The sequence below is a fragment of the Paraburkholderia sp. A1RI-2L genome, assembly GCF_048957375.1.
Classification (GTDB): Bacteria; Pseudomonadota; Gammaproteobacteria; order Burkholderiales; family Burkholderiaceae; genus Paraburkholderia.
In genome coordinates, this window is sequence record NZ_JARBTA010000001.1 from 2,362,658 (window position 1) to 2,382,819 (window position 20,162).

At 66.4% G+C, this 20,162-nt stretch carries 20 protein-coding genes; 5 read left to right on the forward strand and 15 right to left on the reverse strand.

Features of this window, described 5'->3' with window-relative positions:
• The first annotated feature begins 43 nt into the window (after nt 1-43).
• The 4 genes from thiL to PWP93_RS10775 all read left to right on the forward strand — a co-directional run bounded on the left by thiL (nt 44) and on the right by PWP93_RS10775 (nt 2,851).
• Entirely contained in the window at nt 44-1,048 is a 1,005-nt protein-coding gene (thiL, locus tag PWP93_RS10760) for a thiamine-phosphate kinase (protein WP_421044473.1), read from the forward strand.
• Entirely contained in the window at nt 1,038-1,616 is a 579-nt protein-coding gene (locus tag PWP93_RS10765; protein ID WP_421044474.1) for a phosphatidylglycerophosphatase A, read from the forward strand. Before thiL ends, PWP93_RS10765 begins: the two co-directional genes overlap by 11 nt.
• Nucleotides 1,617-1,689: 73 nt before the next feature.
• Nucleotides 1,690-2,190 (forward strand): CinA family protein, encoded by a 501-nt coding sequence (locus tag PWP93_RS10770; RefSeq protein ID WP_421022987.1) that lies wholly within the window; start codon nt 1,690-1,692, stop codon nt 2,188-2,190.
• Between the two features lie 94 nt (nt 2,191-2,284).
• Nucleotides 2,285-2,851, forward strand: coding sequence for a cupin domain-containing protein (locus PWP93_RS10775; RefSeq protein WP_421044475.1), 567 nt, complete (start codon nt 2,285-2,287; stop codon nt 2,849-2,851).
• A 367-nt stretch (nt 2,852-3,218) separates the two neighbouring features.
• Here PWP93_RS10775 and pyrF read toward each other — a convergent pair whose 3' ends face one another.
• The 14 genes from pyrF to PWP93_RS10845 all read right to left on the reverse strand — a co-directional run bounded on the left by pyrF (nt 3,219) and on the right by PWP93_RS10845 (nt 18,142).
• On the reverse strand, nt 3,219-4,034 hold the full coding sequence (gene pyrF, locus PWP93_RS10780) for an orotidine-5'-phosphate decarboxylase (protein ID WP_421042580.1): 816 nt from the start codon (nt 4,032-4,034) through the stop codon (nt 3,219-3,221).
• Between the two features lie 117 nt (nt 4,035-4,151).
• Entirely contained in the window at nt 4,152-5,297 is a 1,146-nt protein-coding gene (locus PWP93_RS10785) for an aldose 1-epimerase (protein ID WP_421044476.1), read from the reverse strand.
• 241 nt (nt 5,298-5,538) lie between these two features.
• A complete protein-coding gene (locus tag PWP93_RS10790) occupies nt 5,539-6,486 on the reverse strand; it encodes an SMP-30/gluconolactonase/LRE family protein (RefSeq protein WP_421044477.1) in 948 nt (315 codons plus the stop codon).
• Nucleotides 6,483-7,271, reverse strand: a complete 789-nt coding sequence (locus tag PWP93_RS10795) for an SDR family NAD(P)-dependent oxidoreductase (RefSeq protein WP_421044478.1) — start codon at nt 7,269-7,271, stop codon at nt 6,483-6,485. The genes PWP93_RS10790 and PWP93_RS10795 overlap by 4 nt, the downstream gene beginning before the upstream one ends.
• A 45-nt stretch (nt 7,272-7,316) precedes the next feature.
• On the reverse strand, nt 7,317-8,354 hold the full coding sequence (gene araH / locus PWP93_RS10800; protein ID WP_421022975.1) for an L-arabinose ABC transporter permease AraH: 1,038 nt from the start codon (nt 8,352-8,354) through the stop codon (nt 7,317-7,319).
• A 23-nt stretch (nt 8,355-8,377) separates the two neighbouring features.
• Nucleotides 8,378-9,889 carry an L-arabinose ABC transporter ATP-binding protein AraG gene (gene araG, locus PWP93_RS10805; protein WP_421044479.1) on the reverse strand — a complete coding sequence of 504 codons (1,512 nt, stop codon included), beginning with the start codon at nt 9,887-9,889 and terminating at the stop codon, nt 8,378-8,380.
• Nucleotides 9,890-10,029: 140 nt separating this feature from the next.
• A complete protein-coding gene (locus PWP93_RS10810; protein ID WP_035534120.1) occupies nt 10,030-11,031 on the reverse strand; it encodes an arabinose ABC transporter substrate-binding protein in 1,002 nt (333 codons plus the stop codon).
• Between the two features lie 110 nt (nt 11,032-11,141).
• Nucleotides 11,142-11,921, reverse strand: coding sequence for an SDR family oxidoreductase (locus PWP93_RS10815; RefSeq protein ID WP_421044480.1), 780 nt, complete (start codon nt 11,919-11,921; stop codon nt 11,142-11,144).
• Nucleotides 11,918-12,616 carry a 2-dehydro-3-deoxy-6-phosphogalactonate aldolase gene (locus PWP93_RS10820; RefSeq protein WP_421044481.1) on the reverse strand — a complete coding sequence of 233 codons (699 nt, stop codon included), beginning with the start codon at nt 12,614-12,616 and terminating at the stop codon, nt 11,918-11,920. Before PWP93_RS10820 ends, PWP93_RS10815 begins: the two co-directional genes overlap by 4 nt.
• A gap of 34 nt (nt 12,617-12,650) precedes the next feature.
• Nucleotides 12,651-13,721 (reverse strand): 2-dehydro-3-deoxygalactonokinase, encoded by a 1,071-nt coding sequence (locus PWP93_RS10825; RefSeq protein ID WP_421044482.1) that lies wholly within the window; start codon nt 13,719-13,721, stop codon nt 12,651-12,653.
• Nucleotides 13,718-14,686 carry an IclR family transcriptional regulator gene (locus tag PWP93_RS10830; protein ID WP_421022969.1) on the reverse strand — a complete coding sequence of 323 codons (969 nt, stop codon included), beginning with the start codon at nt 14,684-14,686 and terminating at the stop codon, nt 13,718-13,720. Before PWP93_RS10830 ends, PWP93_RS10825 begins: the two co-directional genes overlap by 4 nt.
• 500 nt (nt 14,687-15,186) lie before the next feature.
• Entirely contained in the window at nt 15,187-15,576 is a 390-nt protein-coding gene (locus PWP93_RS10835; protein WP_028216230.1) for a RidA family protein, read from the reverse strand.
• A gap of 53 nt (nt 15,577-15,629) precedes the next feature.
• Complete coding sequence (locus tag PWP93_RS10840) at nt 15,630-17,114, reverse strand: N-acyl-D-amino-acid deacylase family protein (protein WP_421044483.1); 1,485 nt, start codon at nt 17,112-17,114, stop codon at nt 15,630-15,632.
• A 56-nt stretch (nt 17,115-17,170) separates the two neighbouring features.
• Nucleotides 17,171-18,142: a MurR/RpiR family transcriptional regulator gene (locus PWP93_RS10845; RefSeq protein ID WP_421044484.1), complete on the reverse strand. Its 972-nt coding sequence runs from the start codon at nt 18,140-18,142 to the stop codon at nt 17,171-17,173.
• 132 nt (nt 18,143-18,274) lie between these two features.
• On the opposite strand from PWP93_RS10845, the gene PWP93_RS10850 reads away from it, so the two are divergent.
• Nucleotides 18,275-19,561 (forward strand): amino acid deaminase, encoded by a 1,287-nt coding sequence (locus PWP93_RS10850; RefSeq protein WP_421044485.1) that lies wholly within the window; start codon nt 18,275-18,277, stop codon nt 19,559-19,561.
• Nucleotides 19,562-19,648: 87 nt separating this feature from the next.
• On the opposite strand, the gene PWP93_RS10855 is transcribed toward PWP93_RS10850, so the two are convergent.
• The gene (locus PWP93_RS10855; protein ID WP_421022965.1) at nt 19,649-20,110 is read right to left on the reverse strand and encodes a MarR family winged helix-turn-helix transcriptional regulator; all 462 of its coding nucleotides are present in this window, start codon (nt 20,108-20,110) and stop codon (nt 19,649-19,651) included.
• Nucleotides 20,111-20,162 lie beyond the last annotated feature (52 nt).

Consider the following 20,162-nt stretch of genomic DNA (forward strand, 5'->3'; position numbering starts at 1 on the left):
CTCGCGCCGGACCACCCAAGTCATTCGTCATAGACCATTCGTCATGCTTTCCGAGTTTTCCCTGATCGACCGTTATTTCGCGCGACGCGCACGCACGAACACGCGCCGCGCCGCGCTCGGCATCGGCGACGACTGCGCGCTGATCGCGCCCGCCGCCGGCGAGATGCTGGCCGTCTCCACGGACATGCTCGTGGAAGGCCGTCACTTTCTTCCCGATGTCGACCCTCGCGCGCTCGGCCACAAGGCGCTCGCCGTGAATCTCTCCGATCTCGCCGCGATGGGCGCCGCGCCGCTCGGCTTCACGCTCGCGTTCGCGCTGCCCAAGCCGCGCGAGGACTGGCTCGAAGCGTTCAGCCACGGGCTTTTCGAGCTGGCCGACCGCTACGGCTGCGAATTGATCGGCGGCGACACCACTGCCGGGCCGCTCAATCTATGCATCACGGTGTTCGGCTCGGTGCGTCCGAACGATGCCCTGCGGCGCGACGCGGCCCAGCCCGGCGACGACATCTGGGTGTCGGGCACGCCGGGCGACGCCCGCGCGGGTCTCGGCATGCTGCGTGGAGAGTGGCCGCAAACGCCGATCGATCGCGCCGATGCCGCGCATTTTCGCCATGCGCTCGAATATCCCGAGCCGCGCGTCGCGCTCGGCCTCGCGCTCGCGGGCGTTGCGCGCGCGGCGCTCGACATCTCCGACGGCCTCGCGGGCGACCTGCGGCACATCCTCGAGCGCTCGCGCGTGAATGCCGAGATCGACGTGGACGCGCTGCCGCTCTCGGCCGCGCTCACGCGCCTGCCGCGCGCGCTGCAACTGCAATGCGCGCTGGCCGGCGGCGACGACTACGAACTCTGCTTCACGGCAGCGCAAGCGCAGCGCGAGGCCGTCGAGGCAGCGGCGCAACAGGCCAGCGAACGCGTGACGCGCATCGGTACAATCACTTCATCCGAGACGGTTGGATCGCCCCTCGCGCCCGCGATCACGTGGCGCGACGCCTCGGGTGCGCCGCTCAACCTGACGTTGCAAGGCTTCGACCACTTTCATGCAGACTGACCCTACGCCCTCGCCCGTCGACAAACTCGCGACGGCCGGCCAGCCCGCCCCTGCCGGCGCGAGCGCCGCGGCCGCGAGCGCGGAACCCCGCCGCGCCGACGCGCGCTTCATGCTCACGCATCCGCTGCATCTGATCTCGCTCGGCTTCGGCGCCGGACTCTCGCGGCTCGCGCCAGGCGCGGCCGGCACCCTCTTCGCGTGGGCCGCCTTCGAAGTGCTCAACCGCTACTTCACGGTGCTCGACTGGGGCCTGTTGATCGTCGTGGGCTTCCTCGGCGGCATCGGCATCACCGGGTTCACCGCGAAAATGCTGCGCAGCGAAGATCCGCCCGCCATCGTCTGGGGTGAAATCGTCGCGTTCTGGCTCGTGCTGCTGATGATCACGCCCATCGACTTCATGGGCAAATTCTGGGCGTTCGTCGTGTTTCGTTTCTTCGACATGGTGAAGCCGCCGCCCATCCGCTATTTCGAGCGGCGCTTCACGGGCGGCTTCGGCATCATGCTCGACGACCTCATTGCCGCATTCTTCACGCTGCTCGTGATCGCGCTCTGGCGCATGTCGGTCTGAGGCCGCGCACGCCGCCGCCCCCAAGCCACACTCGAAAAAACACAAACCGGCACACCGCTACGGACATTTCCCCATGCCTACCGACTCCGTCGTTCACCAACTCGCCATTCGCGCCGGCAATAAGCTGCGCGACGCACGGCTTATGCTCGCCACGGCCGAATCCTGTACCGGCGGCATGGTCGCCACTGCCATCACCGATATTTCCGGCAGCAGCGGCTGGTTCGACCGCGGCTTCGTCACGTACTCGAATCAGGCGAAGACGGAGATGATCGGCGTGCCCGCCGAGCTCATCGAAAAACACGGCGCCGTGAGCGAACCGGTCGCGCGCGCGATGGCCGAAGGCGCGCTGCGCAACAGCCGGGCACAAGTTTCGCTCGCCATCACGGGCATTGCCGGGCCGGGCGGCGGCACGCCGGAAAAGCCGGTCGGCATGGTGTCGTTCGGCTGGAGCAACCGGCTGCACACGAGCGTCGAAACGCTGGTCTTCAAGGGCGACCGCGAGCAGATCCGCGTGCAGGCCGCCACCCACGCACTGCGCGGGCTGCTTGCGCTGATCGACGAGAAGGAGCGCTAGAAGCGTCTGGCCGGGTCGAACGCTGGACGCCCGCGGATAACCGCCCCGACGGGAACCCAACCGCTTCATGCAATCGACAAGGAGCCCAGCACCCATGACTACCGTCAAGTCAACCGAACTGGCCAGCGCCGGCAATCCCGTCGACGAACTGATCCGCCACTTCGGGCTCGAACCCCATCCTGAAGGCGGCTACTACAGCGAAACCTACCGTTCGGACAAGTTGATCCGCCGCGACGGCGCACCGGCCAGCGAAGGCCCGCGCACGGCCTCGACCGCGATCTACTTCCTCCTCGCGAACGGCGCTTACTCGACCTGGCACCGGATCCGCTCCGACGAACTCTGGCATTTCTACGCGGGCTCGCCCATCGAGATTCACTCGATCGACGAGCGCGGCGTGCTATCCACGCGCAAGCTCGGCCAAGCGCTCGACCATCCGGGCACGGTTTTTCAGGCCGTGGTGCCGGCGGGACACTGGTTCGCGGCGCGTTGCTGCGACCCGTCCACGTATGCTCTCGTGGGCTGCACGGTGGCGCCGGGGTTCGAGTTCAGCGAGTTCGAGATTGCGGATGTGAATGCGCTCGTCGACAAATATCCGCTGCATCGCACGATTATCGAGCTATTCAGAAAGCCGGCGGCGGTGATGGCAGCTTCAAAGGATTGAGCTGCGCACAAAAAAAGAAGCGGCGCTCCCATGGATGCGCCGCAAAAGCCCTGCCAAATGTGCAGACGGTGACCTAAACCATCCGCGACACGCTCCCTACAGCGTGTTCCGTTTCACCGCCGCCTGACTGGCGACGATCGCCATTCGTCGACCGGGAACGAGATGTTTGCTGACGGAGGAAATCTCTCTTCCTACATCTCGCCCCGTGTTGACTCAGATATTACTGAGGGACTGCTGGGCTTTTAATAAGAATGCTCTTAAAAATTTTTAAGGGACAAGGACACTTCTTGATATCCGGAGACCCGAATACAGACTTCAGCGTACAGCACCGATGCGGACCGGCTCCATGCACCGGTCCGCGTCCGCATCAGCGATACGCATTGATCTTGTCGCGCGTATCCTGCGCGGCTTTTGCAGCCGCCAGCGCATAATCCTCGCCCTTGCTCGCGTAGATGATCGCGCGCGACGAGTTGATGAGCATGCCCGTGCCATTGGCACTGCGGCCCGCCTTCACCGTGGCTTCGACGTCGCCGCCTTGCGCGCCGATGCCGGGAATCAGCAGCGGCATGTCGCCGACGAGCGCGCGCACCGTCTCGATTTCCTTCGGGAACGTCGCGCCCACCACGAGGCCGAGCTCGCCGCTCGCGTTCCACTTTTGCGCCGCGAGCGAGGCCACGATCTGGTAGAGCGGCTTGCCATCGACGGTGAGGAATTGCAGATCGGAGCCGCCGGGGTTAGAGGTGCGGCACAGCACGATCACGCCCTTGCCCTCATGCGCCAGCCACGGCTCGATCGAGTCGAAGCCCATATAGGGATTGACCGTCACCGCATCGGCCTTGAAGCGCTCGAACGCCTCGCGCGCGTACTGCTCGGCGGTGCTGCCGATGTCGCCGCGCTTGGCGTCGAGGATCACGGGCAGGCCCGGATGCTTCTCGTGGATATGGGCGATCAGCGCTTCGAGCTGGTCTTCGGCGCGATGCGCGGCGAAGTACGCGATCTGCGGCTTGAACGAGCATGCATAGGGCGCCGTGGCATCGACGATGTCACGGCAGAATTCGAAGATCGCGTCGCTGCGGCCCGCCAGCGCGGCCGGGAATTTCGTGGGCTCGGGGTCGAGGCCGACGCACAGCAGCGAGCCGGTGCGCTGCCAGGCGGCACCGAGGGTCTGTGTAAAGGAAGTCATGGTGAAGACTCGCGGTGAGCCGGTGTAGGGAAAACGGCGCGTATTTTACCCGGCTTGGCGGCCGGCATCGCGCCGCGCCACGAACACCGCGGCCCCGGCGGCATCGGTCAACAACAGTCAGCCCGCCGCGCGCCGTCCGCGCGACCCCTTCGCGCCTCGCGCCCCGGCCCGTCCACGCGCGCCCTCGCGGTGCGGATTCGCCGTCGCACGCATATCCATGCGCTCGACGGTGAAGCTGAATGTGCGCACGAGCCGCTCGCCGTGACCCAGCACGGTCATCCCATGCGCCCCGCCGCCGCCTTCGAGATTGACCGCGTTGATCGGATGATCGACGGGCTCGAAGCAGAAGAAGCGCTCGCCGGGCGGCGTGTAGAGCACGTAATAGTCGGTGTTCGCGCAGATCGAGAGCGACAGCCGGCGGCGTTCCCAGACCACGGCGGCGCGCCCGCTCCAGCCGCTGAAGGCGTGGTTCACCAGTTGCGCCGGCAACGGATACGCCACGCCGAACTGCCACGCGGGCGGGGCGGGCACGTGGCGCACCGGCAGCCAGTCGGCGCCCGATAGCCACAGGCCGCTCGCGGGCGCCGAAAGCTCGGTGCTCGCGTCGCGTGCAAGGAACGGATGCACGCCCAGGCCGAACGGCAACGCTTCGCGGCCCGTGTTCTCCACTTCCAGCGTCATCGCAAGCGTCGCGCCGTCGAGCGCATAGGTGAGCACGGCGCGATAGGCGTAGGGCTCGCCGTCACTGCGATCGAGCACGAGGCGCACGCGCTCGCGATCGGCCTCCTCGATACTCCAGTGCGCGAGCCACCCATCGCCGTGGATCGGCAACGGCTCGCTCGCGCGATTGCGCGGCACTTCGATCTTCCGTCCGCCAAACTGAAAGCGCCCCGCGCCGATACGATTCGAATACGGCAGCAGCGGGTAGCACGCAAGTTCGTTCGGGTCCATGCGTGCGTTCACGCGCTCGCAGCGCCGGAATACCGGCTCGAGCGCGCCTTCGCTGCGCCAGTCGAAGCGCGTGATGCCGCCGCCCAGTTGCGGCGCGACGTCGAGTCTCAGATACGCGTTCGCCAGCGTCACACAGGCCACGTCGCCCGTGCCTGCCGCACCAATCGCCACCGCCGAGGTGCTCGGCCCCGCGAGGACTGGATGGGTGGCGGCTTCGAGCCGCGCACGCCGTGCAGCGGCAGGTGACACCGCGGAAGCCGTTGAGGCGGACGAGGCGCCAGGCCGACGCACAGCGGAATTCGCAACGCTCATGAGATGCTCCTCGAGAGGCTTGATCGATCGCCGCCGCAACAGGCGGCTCACCGGTGGCCTGCCGGCACCGTGCTCGCGCGTCTTGCCTGCTCGTGCACGGGTCCTGCGGCCGCTTCTTGTGTTCGCCCTGCTCTTTCTTTATCGGGTGCTTTCTGTTGCCGAACTACAACGCGTCTACACGCGCTGGCCACCTTGCAAAACGGTTCCAGCGCGATTCCGGCGCAACGCTCGATACCTTCAATCAAGCGCGCCGAGCGCCTTGAAACGGCGGCTCAACAAGACCCGCATGGCTGATTCGGACTGCGAAGACACCGCCCGCATACGGCTCACGCGCCAGCGTCGCCGGTTCCATTTCCGCACGCGCGCTCGTGACATAAAGCGTGTCCAGCAACACTCCGCCGAGGGTAACGCAGCTAGGCTGCGCTGTGGGAATCTTTACGCGCGTAGTTTCCACGCCATCCGCACCGTAGCGCACCACGCGCCCGCCGCCCCATTGCGCGTTCCACAACCCGCCTTCTGCATCGACGGTCGAGCCGTCCGGCACGCCGGTCTCGTCCGTCAGCGTGGTAAAGACGCGCAGGTTTGCAATCGTCCCGTCCACACCGCCCGCGTTGTAATCGCACGCACAGATCTTGCGCGTGAGCGAATCGCAGTAATACATCGTCGATCCGTCGGGGCTGAACGCGATGCTGTTCGAAATCGCCGGCGCGGGCAACGGCAGGCGCTCGAGCGTAAGGTCGCGATTCAAACGATAGAACCCGCCGATTGCCTGCATCGGCGTTGCCTCGTACTTCGTGCCGAACACGAAACGCCCCTCGCGGTCGCAGCGCCCGTCATTGAGGCGCGTGGGCACGCCCGGCTCGACCTCGACGATGGTGTCGACCACGCCCGTTTCCAGATCGAAGAACGCCAGCCGCGACTCGAGGCCCAGCAGCAGCGTGCGCGCGTCCTCGCAAAGCGCGAAGCACGCGAGGCGCTCCGGCATCGCCCACGTCACGTGCTGGTCCTCGCGCACGTCGTAGCGCCACAAACGCTTGCCTTCGATGTCGGTCCAATACAGCCGGCCGCTGCGCGCGCACCATGTCGCGCCTTCGCCCAGCTCGCATTTCGCATCCACCAGCAGCGCGGCCGACGCGTTGTCCGGTGCCTTTGCGTGATCGCTTCGGTGACCGCTTCGGTTCGCGCTCAAGCCCAGCCTCCGTCCACCACCATCTCCTGTGCGGTGATCATGCGGCTGTCGTCGGCCGCGAGAAAAAGCGCCATGCGCGCGAGGTCCTCGGGCCGCAGTTCGGCGTCGATGCATTGCCCGCGCTTGATGTTCTCGCGCCCTTCGTCGGTGAGCCACAGGCGTCGCTGCTTCTCGGTCATCACCCAGCCCGGCAAGAGCGAATTCACGCGGATGCCGTATTGCCCGAGGTCTTTCGCGAGCCCGCGCGTGAGCCCCTGCACCGCCGATTTGCTCATCGTGTAGACCGGCAGATCGGCCTGCTTGAGCATCCAGCTGATCGAGCCGAGGTTGATGATCGAGCCCGCGCGTGCGGCCTTCATGTCCTCCGCTACTGCCTGCACCGCGAAAAGTTGATGCCGCAAGTTCACGGCGACCCCGGCGTCGAACGACTCGGGCGTGACTTCGGCGAGCGTATGCCGGCGGTCATTCGCGGCATTGTTCACGAGCACCTCGATGGGCCCGAGTGCCGCTTTCACATCGGCGATGGCCGCGCGCAGCGCGGCGATATCGGTGAGGTCGCAGGCGAGAAAGAGCGGCTTGTGGCGCGAATCGCCGAGCGTATCGGCCAGCGCCTGGCCCGCGCTCACATCGATATCGAAGAACGCCACGCGCGCGCCCTGGGCGGCGAAGTGCTCGACGAACGAGGCGCCGATGCCAGTCGCACCGCCCGTTATCAACACCACGCGGCCCGCGAGGCTCGGGTAGCGTGCATAGCCTTCATGCGCGTTGCTGGAAGACATTGTCATATCGATTCCTGATTAATCGCTCCGTTAATCGCCCGATCGCAGGCTTCAATCACGCGCGCCACGATTCTTCAACTGGTCGAGCAGAACCGCCGCGAGCAGGATCGCGCCACGCACCAGGTACTGGTAGAACGCGTCAATGTTGAGCAGGTTCATCACGTTCTCGACCGTGCCCATGATGAGCACGCCGATCACCACGCCCGAGATCGTCGCGCGGCCACCGAGCAGCGACACGCCGCCCAGCACGCACGCGGAAATCACGTTCAGCTCGAAGCCTTCGGCTGCGTTCGGCTGCCCCGAGGTGATGCGCGAAGCGAGAATCACGCCCGCGAGCGCCGTCACCGCGCCCTGGATCAGGAAGATCCACACGCGCGTGCGCTCGACCTTGATGCCCGCGAGCCGCGAAGCTTCCGGATTGCCGCCGATGGCGAGCGTATTGCGCCCGTACACGGTCTGGTTGAGCATCACGCCGAACACGATGAAGCACACGAGCGTGACCCAGATCGGCAGTTGCACGCCGAAGAACGATGCCGTGCCCATGGCGATGAAGGTGTCTGAGGACACGCCCACGGCCTGGCCATGCGAGACGATGAAGCCGAGCCCGCGCACGATCTCCATGGTCGCGAGCGTGGTGATCAGCGCATTGATGCGCAGATACGCGATCACCGCGCCGTTCACGAAGCCGATCGCGGCCCCCGCAGCCACGGCGGCAACGATCGCGATGAAGGTGTTATTGGTGGCGTTGAGCACCATCGCGCAGAGCACGCCAGCGAACGCGACAGTCGAGCCCACGGAAAGATCGAAGTCGCGCGAGGCGAGACAGAACATCATCGTGCAGGCCACCATGCCGATCTGCGAGATCGACAGCGCGAGGCCAAGCATGTTCTCGATCGAGAAGAAATGATCGACGGTCAGCGACATCGTGATGAACATGATCGCGAAGATCACGATGAGGCTGTACTCGGTGATCTGCTGCCACCACTTCTGCTTGTCGCTGGCCTTCGGAATCAGCGCTTCGGCGGCGCTGTGCGCGACGCTCTTCGCTGCATCGGCGGCTTCGGCCGCCAGGTTTTCTCTCGCTTGCATTTCAGTCACTCCTCCCCGTCCACTCATGCGGCTTTTGCCTGCGCGCCCTGCGGCAGCGCAAGGTCCAGCACCGCATGTTCGCTCGCCGCGCTGCGCGGCAACTCGCCGGAAATGCGGCCTTCGCGCATGACCACGATGCGGTCCGACACGCCAAGCACCTCCGGCAATTCCGATGACACCATCACGATCGCGCAGCCGCGCGCAGCCAGCTGGTAGATCACGTTGTAGATTTCGTGCTTCGCACCGACGTCGATGCCGCGCGTGGGCTCGTCGAGAATCACCACTTTGAGGTCGGGCTCGGCGAGCCAGCGCGACAGAATCGCCTTCTGCTGGTTGCCGCCCGAAAGAAAGCGGATCTTCTGGCGGCGGCTCGGCGTCTTGATCTTCAGCAGCTTGATGAAGCGGTCGGCCGTTTCGGCTTCCTTCTTGCGATCGAGAAACATGCCCGCGCGCAGGAAATGGCGGCGGCAGCTGATGTTGATGTTCTCCGATACCGTTGCCATCGCAACGATCCCCTGTTCCTTGCGGTCTTCCGGGCACAGCACGATGCCATGGCGAATCGCGTCGCTCGCGCACTTCACGCGGACCGGCTTGCCGTCGAGTTCGATCTCGCCCGCACGCCGCTTGTGCGTGCCGTAGATCAGCTGCATGAGCTCGCTGCGACCCGCGCCCACGAGCCCGAAAAAGCCGACGATCTCGCCCGCCTTGACTTCGAAGCTGGCCGCCTCGTTGAGCGGATGCCCTTCGATGCCGCGCACCGCGAAGCGCACCTTGCCATGCTCGCGCGGCGAGTAGTTGTAGATGTCGCTGATCTCGCGACCCACCATTTCGGCCACGAGCGTCGTGCGCTTGACCTCTTCGAGCTTCTCATGCGAGGCGATCTTGCGGCCGTCGCGGAAAATCGTGCAGGCATTGCAGAGCTCGTAAATCTCGTCCATGCGATGCGAGATGTAGATAAGCGCGCGGTTATCGGCACGCAGCTCGCGCACGAGCTTGAAAAGCACTTCGGTCTCGCGGTGCGAGAGCGAACTCGTGGGCTCGTCGAGCGCGAGCACGCGCGCATTGCGCAGCAGCGCCTTGCAGATTTCCACCATCTGGCGCTGCGCGATGGAGAGCTTGCGCAGCTTCGCGGCGGGATCGAGATCCACGCCCATCGCGCCAAGCCGCTCGCGCACGAACCGGCGCGCCTCGCCGCGCTTCACCCAGCCGAGCGCATTGGGCAGCGCGCCCAGCAACAGATTCTCCGCGACCGTGAGGTCGGGCACATATTGCAGCTCCTGGTGAATCACGGCAATGCCCGCGCCGATCGACGCGGCCGCATCGGCGAAGCGCACCTCGTTGCCATCCATCAGGATGCGGCCCGAATCGGGCTGATACTCGCCGCCGAGGATTTTCAGCAGCGTGGACTTGCCCGCGCCGTTCTCGCCCATCAAGCCATGCACTTCGCCCGCATGCACGTCGAACGACACGCCATCGAGCGCGCGCACGCCGGGAAACACCTTGCCGATATTGTCAAAACGCAGTGTCGCTGACACTTCGGTTTCCTCTCATTCGATTCACTGCCGATTCGCCGCATACGGCCGGCGCGCGCGCTTCGCCTGCTTCGCTCGCACGCCGGCCGCCCTGCAGTGGGAAATACCTCAAACCCTTTCCTTCGCGTGAAAGCTTTTCTTTCCTACTTCGAGGCAAGTCCCATCTGCTCGCGCACCTGACCCACGTTGTCGCGCGTCGCCAGCATGCCGGTCGTGAGCGTGAGCATCGGCGGGGTCTTGCCTTGCGTGATCCACGCGTACATGAGCTCCGACGTCTCCTCGCCGTGGCGCTTCGGGCTGATGATGACCGTGCCGAAGAAGCCGGTCGGCTCGGGCTTCTTGAACTCGTTGAGCGCGGAGTCCGAGCCGCCGATGCCGATGCCGATCATGTTGTCGGCCTTGAAGCCGCGGCCTTCCGCAGCGCGCACGGCGCCCAGCACGGCTTCGTCGTTCAGGCCGTAGGCCACCCAGTGCTTGAACTGCGGGTTCTTGGTGAGCGCGATATTGGCGGCGTTGAAGGCGTTCTCCGTATCGGTCTTGGCCTGCGGCGCGGCGATGATGTTGGCCTTCGGGAAGCCCGCGGCCACCAGCGCGTCGGTCGCGCCCGTCGTGCGGTCATGCGCGGTCGGCAACTGCTCGTAGGTCACGTCGATGGCGCCCACGTCCTTCATGTCCCAGCCGCGCTTCTTGATCTCGGCAGCAATGCCGTCGCCCACCTGCTTGCCGATGTTGTAGGCGGAGATGCCCATGTGCGGCACGGCTTCGATCGGTTTGCCCGCGCCGTCGACGAGGCGGTCGTCCACGGTCATCATCTTGAGCTTGTCGGCCTTGGCCTTGGCGACGATGCCCGGCCCGAGCTTCACGTCGGGCGTGCAGATGATGAAGCCCTGGGCCTTTTGCGCCGCGAGATTGTCGATCGCGCTCATGACCTTCTCGCCCGAAGGCGCGCCGATCTTCACGAGCGTGAAGCCATCCTTCTTGGCAGCCATCTCGGCAAACTTCCACTCGTCCTGGAACCACGGCTCTTCGGGCTGCTTCACCAGAAAGCCGATCTTGACCGGGTCGGCGGCCTGCGCAACAGGGGCCTGTGCGAGCATCGCGGTCGTTGCGGCGGCCAACAGCGTGAGGAAAATCCTGCGTTGCATGGTGTCTGTCTCCTGTCTTCTTCAGTCACGGGAAGGTAGCGGCCGCTTTTTCTTCATCCGCCCGCGCGCGGCCAGCGCTGCGGCGAAGGTCCTGCGTGTTCTTTTCTTCTCTACTCGTGATGCAGCGCCGTGCGTCCGCCATCGATCGTGATGCAGCTCGCGTTGATGAACGGCGCTTCGTCCGAGGCGAGGAACACGGCTGTCATCGCGACCTCCTCCGGCCGGCCGATGCGCTTCATCGGCGGCAATTCGAGCGTCGCGCGGCGTGCCGCCTCGGGGTCGGGCTGCGCGTTCCACCAGTCGTGCGTGAGTTGCGTTTCGATGTAGCCCGGCGCGATCGCGTTCACGCGCACGTTCTTCGGCGCGTATTCGATGCCGAGGGCCCGCGTGAGGCCGATCACGCCGTGCTTCGCAACCGGGTACGGGAAGCAGCCCGGAATGATCTGGAACGCGTGCGTCGAGGCGATGTTCACGATGCTGCCTGCGCGGCGCTCGATCATGCCGGGCAGCACGGCGCGGCAGCCGTTCCAGACGCCGTCCAGATCGACGGCGAAGCAGCGGCGCCAGTCGTCGTCGGTCATCGTGAGCGGGTCCGCGAACACGTTGATGCCCGCGTTGTTCACGAGCACGTCGACGGGGCCGAACGCGCGCCCGGCGGCGGCCACTGCTGCTTGCATCGACGTTGCTTGCGTGACGTCGGTAGGCACCGCGAGCGTGCGCGCGCCGGGCTGCGCCTGCGCGATCTCGCGCGCCGTGGCCTCGGCGCTCGCGCCGTCGAGCTCGGCAAGCACGACCGCCGCGCCCTCGGCCGCAAACGCGCGCGCGATCGCGGCACCGATGCCGCGTCCCGCGCCGGTCACGATCGCGACCTTGCCGTCCAGGCGGTTCACGCTTTCGCTCCTTGCACGCCGGCTTGTGCGTTTTGGGTGGCGCGCCAGCCCGCGATGAACGCGAGCGCATTCGCACGCGTCGCCGCCACGTCCTGGCCCGGCTTGTAGAGCGCGGACCCCAGGCCGAAGCCGCTCGCGCCCGCCGCCAGCTGCGGCCCCATGTTGTCCGGCTTCACGCCGCCCACGGGCAGAAGCGGCACGACGCCGGGAATGACCGCGCGCCATGCCTTCGTCACCTCGGGGCCCAGTTGCTCGGCGGGGAACATCTTGAGCGCATCGGCGCCGTATTTGAGCGCCGCGAACGCTTCGGTCGGCGTCGCCACGCCCGGCACGCAGGCGAGGCCTTGCAGTTTGGCCGCGAGAATCACGTCGGTGTCCGCGTGCGGCATCACGATCAGTTCGCCGCCGGCAGCCTTGACGTCGCGCACGTGCGCCGTCGTGAGCACCGTGCCCGCACCGATCATGGCGTCGGCGGGCAGCGCCGCGCGCAGCGCCGCGATGCTCTCGAGCGGCGACGGCGAATTGAGCGGCACCTCGATGAGCCGGAAGCCTGCCTCGTAGAGCGCGCGGCCATGGTCGGCAGCTTCGGCGGGCTGGATGCCGCGCATGATCGCGACCATCCGGCAGGCGCCAAATGCGGCCATGAAGCCTGCGTGAGGCGTGTACGGGGCCGGCAAGTTCAAGTCGGGTTCCATCGTGCGTAGTCCTGTGAGTTGCTTTCTGCCCGGCTCACGCCGTCTGGTTCGTCTGGTTCGTTGGCGCCACGAGGCCCGCGCGCACCGCGATGCGCCACAGCCCGCGCTCGGTCGCCCGATGCACGATCTGCGCGCCGCCGCAGCCGAACTGCGCGAGCGCGAGCCGATAGCGCTCACACAGCGCATCGGCGCCAATCAGGCGCGGCGCGCATGCCGCCAGCTCCACGTCGCGGCGCGCGAGCACTGCGTCGAGCCCCGCCAGTTCGTGACCAATCAGGAGGCCCGAGAGATAGTCGGGCTGCTCATCGGCGGCAAGCTGATCGGTGAGGCCCAGCGTGCGCGTGCTGAACGCAGTCGCCAGCACGCCCGCACAACCGTGTTCGCGCGCCACCGTCACGCCGCGCAGGAACGCCGCCGTATCGGGCGTGGCGGGCCGCTTCATGGTGCGGCCGAGGATCGTGTGCGCCGTGAGCGCCGCGTAGACTTCGCCCGTCATGAAGGTGTAGAAGCGCGCAATGCGCGCGCCCTCCACCACCACCCATTTCGCGTGCGTGCCGGGCAAGCCGATCAGCGCCGGCTGCGCCGAAGGGTGTTTCGTGGATGGGCTCGACTGATCCGCATCGATCTGCGCACCCAAAGCGCCAAAGATCTGCGTTTCCTCGCCGCGCATGACATTGGGCAACGCGCCCGGCTCCAGCACGCCCGGCACCACGGCCACCTCCACACCGCTGGCCGTGCGCACCCTGACGATGCCGGCCACCAGCGCGTCTTCGCCTGCGGGCGTTTCCACATACGGCGCCGACACCCAGCCCTGTGCGCTGCCGACCATGCCCGCCGCGAGCACCGGCAGCGCGCTCGACTGCGCGAGCCACACGCCGCAAGCCTCGTCGAACGCGGCGTCGAAACCGCCTTCTTCTGCCGGCACCGGCAGATTCATGATCCCAGCCGTCGACATGCGCGTGTCGAGCACTTCGCCCGCCGCATCGAACAAATACGCGCGCAGCGAAGTCGTGCCCCAATCGAGCGCGATGAGCGCCGCTGGTTTCGCCCTGGCGGCATCCGGTTTGCCCTGCGCCCTGCGCGCCGCCGTGGTATGCGCGCTCATCGTCGGATCCGGCGCGTCGCGGGCTGCGGCACGCGCCAGCCGAGCTCCTGCGAGATCGCGCGCGCCTCGCGCTGCACGACCGCAATCAGTTCGTCCATGCGTTCGAGCGGCATGTAGGGAATCGTGCTCGCCACGGATAGCGCCGCCACGATCGCCCCCGACGCATCGCGCACCGGCGCGGCCACGCAGCGAATCGAAATTTCGTTTTCCTCGAGATCGAACGTGTAGCCGCCGGCCGAGTACGTGGCCATGCGCTTGAGAAAGGTATCGGGATCGAGATTGTGATCGGGGCGAAAGCTCACGCCCGCCAGCGCGCGCCGCGACGCCTCGAACAAGTCGCGCCACGACTGCGGCGAGAGATCCAGCATCATCGCCTTGCCGATGCCCGTGGACGCGAGCGGCATGCGGTGCCCCACGCGCGAGCGCATTTCGAGGCCGCGCTGGCCGGGGATCTTGTCGATGTAGAGCACGTCGTCGCCATCGCGCACGCCGAGGTGAATCGTGTCGAGCGTCGCCTCGGCGAGCGCTTCGAGATGCGTGCGCGCGACGGCCGTGAGCGGCATTTGCTCTAGCGCGATCGTGCCGAGTTCGATGAGCTTGGGTCCGAGCAGATAGCCGCCCTGCACCTGGCGCAGATAGCGCGCCTGCACGAGGCTGGAAACAAGCCGGTGCGTGGTGCTGCGCGTCGTGCCGAGCACGGCGCCGAACGAGCGCAGATCGCGCACGCCGGCAGCGGCGGCTTCGAGAATGGCGAGGCCGCGCAGGAGCGTCTGCGTGCCGGCTTGCGCCGAGCCGTCGAGCAGCGCGCCCGGCAGGCCGACGATTTCGTCGGCGCCGGCGCGGGATTTGGCTTGTGATTGCGCGCGGCCAGCGGCGCCTGGAGCGTCCGCGGCGGATTCAGCGGCCGACTCTGCCTCGGCATTCGTAAAGCGTTCGGCGAAATTCGGGGACATCGCTTTGTTCATGGCGAGGCCGTTCAGAAAGACGGGGATAAACGCACGGCGTCAAGCGACAGCCTGCGGACCATGGTGCGAATCGCTGGGGCGCGCTTTTGCGCGCGACGGTGGACGGCACAAGGCCACGCGATTCGCGGACTGGAACATGGCTGACGTCTCCGATGCTTGCCCGCTGAACCGCACGCATTGCGCGGCCGCGAGCTTTTGTCTGGGCTATGCCGACTGCCAACTGCCACCCGCTGTCTGGGGCGTGTGGCGCGTCATGTCGGATGGATCGGATTGTAGATCGGTTTTTCCGCGATCTCCAATATGTGATTGGGGCGCTCACATATTGGGAATTTCATCCCATGACCGGGTGGCTAACGGCATGTCGCTGGACGTCCAAAGATGCCGGCAATGAGAATAAAAAAACGGCCGCCAGATCGCCGGGCGGCCGCTTGTACGGTTTTTGCGTGCTTGTCGCACAGTGATCAACGACATTCACGAAGCGCTCTCACGCGCCACCCGCATTACTTCCCTGCCGGCGCCTTGTAAGCGACGCAATCGACTTCGACCTTGCAGTCCACCACCATGCTCGACTGCACGCAGGCGCGCGCCGGCGGATGCTCGCCGAAGTACTCGCGGAACACCTTGTTGAACGACTGGAAGTCGCGCGCATCGTCGAGCCACACGCCGCAGCGCACCACGTGCTCCGCGCCATAGCCCGCTTCCTTCAGGATTGCGAAAAGGTTCTGGATGGCTTTATGCGATTGCTCGACGATGCCGCCGTTGATCACCTCGCCGCCTTCCATCGGCGTCTGGCCCGAGACATACAGCCAGCCGTCGGCCTCCACCGCGCGCGCGAACGGCAGATGTTGTCCGCCCTGGCCCTTGCCGCCTTCTGCTCCAATTCGTTTCATCGTTTGCTCCTTTGAGTTCGCCTGGCGCGCAACCATGTGCGCGAAAAAATAACTTAGAAAACCTGAGCGTCACGCGTGCCCCGCGCGACAAAGTGGCCCGCGCGTTCGCCGGTTGGCTGGCCGTCGCGGTACGACAGCACGCCGTTCACCCACACTGCGTCGATGCCTTCCGCCACCTGCTGCGGCTGCTCGAAAGTCGCGGCGTCGCGCACCTTCGCGGGATCGAACAGCACGAGGTCGGCATGCCAGCCCACGTGCACCTCGCCGCGCTGCGTGAGACCGAAGCGCCGCGCCGACAAACCCGTCATCTTGCGCACCGCCTCTTCGAGCGGCAGCAGCGCAACGTCGCGCGCGTAATGGCCCAGCACGCGCGGGAATGCGCCCCACAGGCGCGGATGCGGCAGCGGGTCGTTGGGCAGGCCGTCCGAGCCCACCATCGTCGCGGGATGCGAGAGGATGCGGCGCACATCGTCCTCGGACATGTTGTGATAGACCGCGCCCGCTGGCTGCAAGCGCTTGCCGGCCTCCTGCTGCGAGACGCCCCACTCGGCCGCGATGTCCTTGATGAGCTTGCCCGCCTGCTCGGGATGCGGCGTCGACCACGTGATCGTGATGTCGATGTCGCCCGTCACCTGCTTGAGATCGAGCGTCGATGAACTGCGGCTGTACGGATAGCAATCGCAGCCCACCGGCTGATACTTGCGCGCGCCTTCGAGCGACGCGAGCACTTCCGCGCTGCGCCCCCAGTTCGACGGGCCCGCGCATTTGAGGTGTGAAATGACGACCGGCACGCGCGCGTGCTTGCCGATGTAATACGCCTCCTCCATGGCTTCGAGGATGGCGTCGAATTCGGTGCGCATGTGCGTCGTGTAGAGCGCGCCGGCGGCGGCGAGCGGCTCCGCAAGCGAGAGGACTTCTTCGGTCGACGCCGCGAAGGCGTTGCCATACGCGAGGCCCGTGGAGAGTCCGAGCGCGCCATGCGTGAGCGCCTCTTCGAGCTGCGCGCGCATGGCCGCGATCTCGTCGCCGGTGGCGGCGCGCTTGAGATCGTCCATGTGGTTGCTGCGCAGCGCCGTATGACCGATCAGCGCGCCCACGTTCACCGCGGGCTTCGCGGCGTTCACGGCGTCGACGTACGCCGCGAAGGTCGGGTACTGGAACGCGTCGCGCTCGCCGAGCAGATTCATCGGATCGGGGGGGCCGCCATCGGCAGGATCGCCCTGGAGCGACACCGGCGCAGCGCTGATCCCGCAGTTGCCGACGACCACCGTGGTCACGCCCTGGCTGATCTTGGGCAACATCTGCGGCGAGCGGATCACGTGCGTGTCGTCGTGCGTATGGACGTCGATGAAGCCTGGCGCAAGCGCGCGCCCCTCGGCCTCGATCACTTCCTCCGCCAGCCAGTTCGACAGATTGCCGATGGCGGCGATGCGCCCGTCGCGCAGCGCGACATCGCGCTCGACGCCCGGCGCGCCCGTGCCGTCGTACAACATGGCGCCGAAGATCAGGGTGTCGGCGGCTTCCGGATGCGAATGCATGGCACAGTCTCCTGTCGATAGCGCGTGCGGCGTTGGCGGCTCGCGCGTATTGGGGTTCAGTCGCCCAGTGGTTGACGCTCGCCGCCGCGCCCGGCAATGCCGCGATGCGTGTCGAGCGTAAGCTTCATGCGGCGCAGCAATTCGCGGCTCGCTTCAGGCTGCGCCAGCGCGAGCTCCGTCACGAGCACGTCGATCGCCATCATCATCGCGTATCGCGAGGACGAGGGCTTGTAAATGAAATCGGTCTCGCTCGCGACGAGCGGAACGAGCCAGTCGGCGAGCGCGGCCAGCGGCGATGCCGGCGCGGTAAGCGCGACCAGCTTCGCGCCGTAGTCGCGCGCGATGCGGCACGCATCGAGCAGCTCGGGCACGCGTCCTGTTACGGAAAGCGCGATCACGACACAATCGGACGATAGCGTGCTTGCGACCATCCGCTGCAGCAAGCTGTCCTGATACGACGCGACCGGCCGGCCGAGGCGCACGAGGCGAAAGCGCATTTCGTCGGCGAGCGCGCTGGAACCGCCGCCCATGCCGAACACATAGATCATGCGCGCCTTGGCCAGCTCAGCGGCGACCTCGGCAAACGGCGCGTGGCGCAGCAGCCCATGATTGCGCGCGAGCGCTGCGTGGATTTCGTCGTAGACGCGCGTGGCGAGCCCATCTTCGGGCTGTGCCGCCGGCGACGCCGCCCCGCGGCGTGGTTTGCCAGATCCGCCTTTGCCCGCGCCCCGGCGGCTGCCTTCGTCCTGAGCCGCGCGCAAGAATCGCTCGCCCACGGCGGCGGCCTGGGCGAGCCGCAGCTTGAGCTCGCGCACATCGTGACAGCCCACCGCCTTCGCAAAGCGTGTGACGGAGGCCACGCTCACGCCCGCGCGCCGCGCCAGCTCGCCGATGCTCGCCCGCGAGGCGGCAGCGAGGTCGTCGAGAATCAGGGCCGCGACATCGCGCTCGGCCGGACGCAAATCCGGCGCGCATTGCGCGATTCGGGCGACGATGTCGAAACGTCCCGGTTCGGCGGCTGAATTCATGTTTTGTTAATAAATAACATTTCCCGAACCGATGGTACTTTGTGTACTATCTCCAAGTCAACGCCGGACCTGCAATGCATGCACGGTTTCCTTGCGGGCCGGCGCAACGGACCGTAGATGGAGCGAACGGAAATGAAAGTTACAAACTATCAGAGTGCAACGATCGACCCGAACAGCAAGGGCCTTGGCAACCTGCCGGGCGCAAGCGTGCCGCTGGGCGACGCTGCGCGCCTCGAATGGAATCTGCTCGCCGAGGACGTGAGCTTGCCGGCGGCGGTCCTGTATGCGGACCGCGTCGAGCACAACCTCAAGTGGATGCAGGACTTCGTCACGCACTACGGCGTGAAGCTCGCGCCGCACGGCAAGACCACGATGGCGCCGCAACTGTTTCGCCGCCAGATGGAAACGGGCGCGTGGGGTATCACGCTCGCCACGGCGCATCAGACGCGCGCCGCGTATCGCGGCGGCATCTCGCGCGTGCTGATGGCGAATCAGCTCGTGGGCCGTCACAACATGGCGATCATCGCCGAATTGCTGAGCGATCCCGATTTCGAGTTTTTCTGCCTCGTGGACACGGTGGAAGGCGTCGAGCAACTGGGCGAATTCTTCCGCGCCTCGCATCGCACGCTGCAAGTGCTGCTCGAACTGGGCGTGCCGCGCGGACGCACCGGCGTGCGCGACGCGGACTCGCGCCGCGCCGTGATCGACGCGATCGCGCGCTATCCGGATTCGCTCCAGCTCGCGGGCGTGGAGATCTACGAGGGCATCCTCAAGGAAGAGAGCGAGGTGCGCACCTTCCTGCGCGACGCGCTCAACGTAACCGAGGAACTCGCCGCCGCCGGCCGCTTCTCGCGTTCGCCGGCACTGCTTTCGGGCGCGGGATCCGCATGGTACGACGTGGTGGCCGAGGAATTCGCGAAAGCCTCGCAGGCCGGCACAATCGACGTCGTGCTGCGCCCCGGCTGCTATCTCACGCACGACGTGGGCGTCTACAAGCAGGCGCAGTCGCAGATCCTCACGCGCAATCCGGTCGCGCGCGAGATGGGCGTGGCGCTGCTGCCGGCGCTGCAGTTGTGGGCCTATGTCCAGTCGATTCCGGAGCCGGGGCGCGCGATCATCGGCTTCGGCAAACGCGACGCCGCCTTCGACGCAGGCTTTCCAGAGCCGACGCGCCACTATCGTCCTTCACGCGATGGCGCAAGCATGCCGCGCGAAATCGCCGCGAACGAGGGCTGGGAAATCTTCCAGATGATGGATCAGCACGCCTATCTGCAGATTCCGGGCGGCGCGGACATCAAGGTCGGCGACATGATCGGCTTCGACATTTCGCACCCCTGCCTCACGTTCGACCGGTGGCGCCAGGTGCTGATGGTCGACGGGCAATATCGCGTGACGGAAGTGATCGAAACGTTCTTCTGATCGTTCTGCGGTTCGATTCACTCCGGCCCACGGCGGCCAGGCGCTTGCAGCCTGGCCGGCTGATGGCCGGTGACTTGAGCGCTCGACTCAAGCGCCTTCCTTCGCTTCGGCGGCCTCGGCTTGCGCCACTGCCACGCTAATCCGTTCTTCCATCATCCGCAGTGCGCTCGACAGCGCCGTGAGCGCATCGTCAGGCAATGACATCGTCTGGTTCAGGAACGCGTTGCGCCGCGGCAGACTCGCCTCGACAGCATCGTGCCCCGCCTGGGTGAGCTGCACATTGGTAATGCGGTTGTCGCGCGCGTCGGCGCTGCGCGCGATCCAGCCCAGCGCCTCAAGCGGCTTCAATTGCCGCGTGAGCGCGCCCGGGTCCACGCGCAGACGCTCGACGAGCCGCTTCTGCGACGACTCGCCATTCTGCTCATGCAGCGCCATCAAAATGCGCCAGCGCGGCAGCGGATGCCCCACCTGCGCCTCGAACGCGGACATGAACGTGCGGTAGGTTCGTCCGAACTGCTGGACGATGGCGACGCGATCCTGTGTTTCCATGCTGTGTGTTCCTGCCTGTCTTCCTGTCTCTGGCGGCGAGCCGTGCGTGCCT

Coding starts and splice junctions, on each gene's coding strand:
- PWP93_RS10765 (WP_421044474.1), top strand. CDS start 1,038: ATGCAGACTGACCCTACGCCCTCGCCCGTCGACAAACTCGCGACGGCC.
- PWP93_RS10810 (WP_035534120.1), bottom strand. CDS start 11,031: ATGCAACGCAGGATTTTCCTCACGCTGTTGGCCGCCGCAACGACCGCG.
- PWP93_RS10830 (WP_421022969.1), bottom strand. CDS start 14,686: ATGAACAAAGCGATGTCCCCGAATTTCGCCGAACGCTTTACGAATGCC.
- PWP93_RS10850 (WP_421044485.1), top strand. CDS start 18,275: ATGAAAGTTACAAACTATCAGAGTGCAACGATCGACCCGAACAGCAAG.
- PWP93_RS10775 (WP_421044475.1), top strand. CDS start 2,285: ATGACTACCGTCAAGTCAACCGAACTGGCCAGCGCCGGCAATCCCGTC.
- thiL (WP_421044473.1), top strand. CDS start 44: ATGCTTTCCGAGTTTTCCCTGATCGACCGTTATTTCGCGCGACGCGCA.
- PWP93_RS10840 (WP_421044483.1), bottom strand. CDS start 17,114: ATGCATTCGCATCCGGAAGCCGCCGACACCCTGATCTTCGGCGCCATG.
- PWP93_RS10820 (WP_421044481.1), bottom strand. CDS start 12,616: ATGGAACCCGACTTGAACTTGCCGGCCCCGTACACGCCTCACGCAGGC.
- PWP93_RS10835 (WP_028216230.1), bottom strand. CDS start 15,576: ATGAAACGAATTGGAGCAGAAGGCGGCAAGGGCCAGGGCGGACAACAT.
- pyrF (WP_421042580.1), bottom strand. CDS start 4,034: ATGACTTCCTTTACACAGACCCTCGGTGCCGCCTGGCAGCGCACCGGC.
- PWP93_RS10795 (WP_421044478.1), bottom strand. CDS start 7,271: ATGACAATGTCTTCCAGCAACGCGCATGAAGGCTATGCACGCTACCCG.
- PWP93_RS10770 (WP_421022987.1), top strand. CDS start 1,690: ATGCCTACCGACTCCGTCGTTCACCAACTCGCCATTCGCGCCGGCAAT.
- PWP93_RS10845 (WP_421044484.1), bottom strand. CDS start 18,142: ATGAATTCAGCCGCCGAACCGGGACGTTTCGACATCGTCGCCCGAATC.
- araH (WP_421022975.1), bottom strand. CDS start 8,354: ATGCAAGCGAGAGAAAACCTGGCGGCCGAAGCCGCCGATGCAGCGAAG.
- PWP93_RS10785 (WP_421044476.1), bottom strand. CDS start 5,297: ATGAGCGTTGCGAATTCCGCTGTGCGTCGGCCTGGCGCCTCGTCCGCC.
- PWP93_RS10855 (WP_421022965.1), bottom strand. CDS start 20,110: ATGGAAACACAGGATCGCGTCGCCATCGTCCAGCAGTTCGGACGAACC.
- PWP93_RS10825 (WP_421044482.1), bottom strand. CDS start 13,721: ATGAGCGCGCATACCACGGCGGCGCGCAGGGCGCAGGGCAAACCGGAT.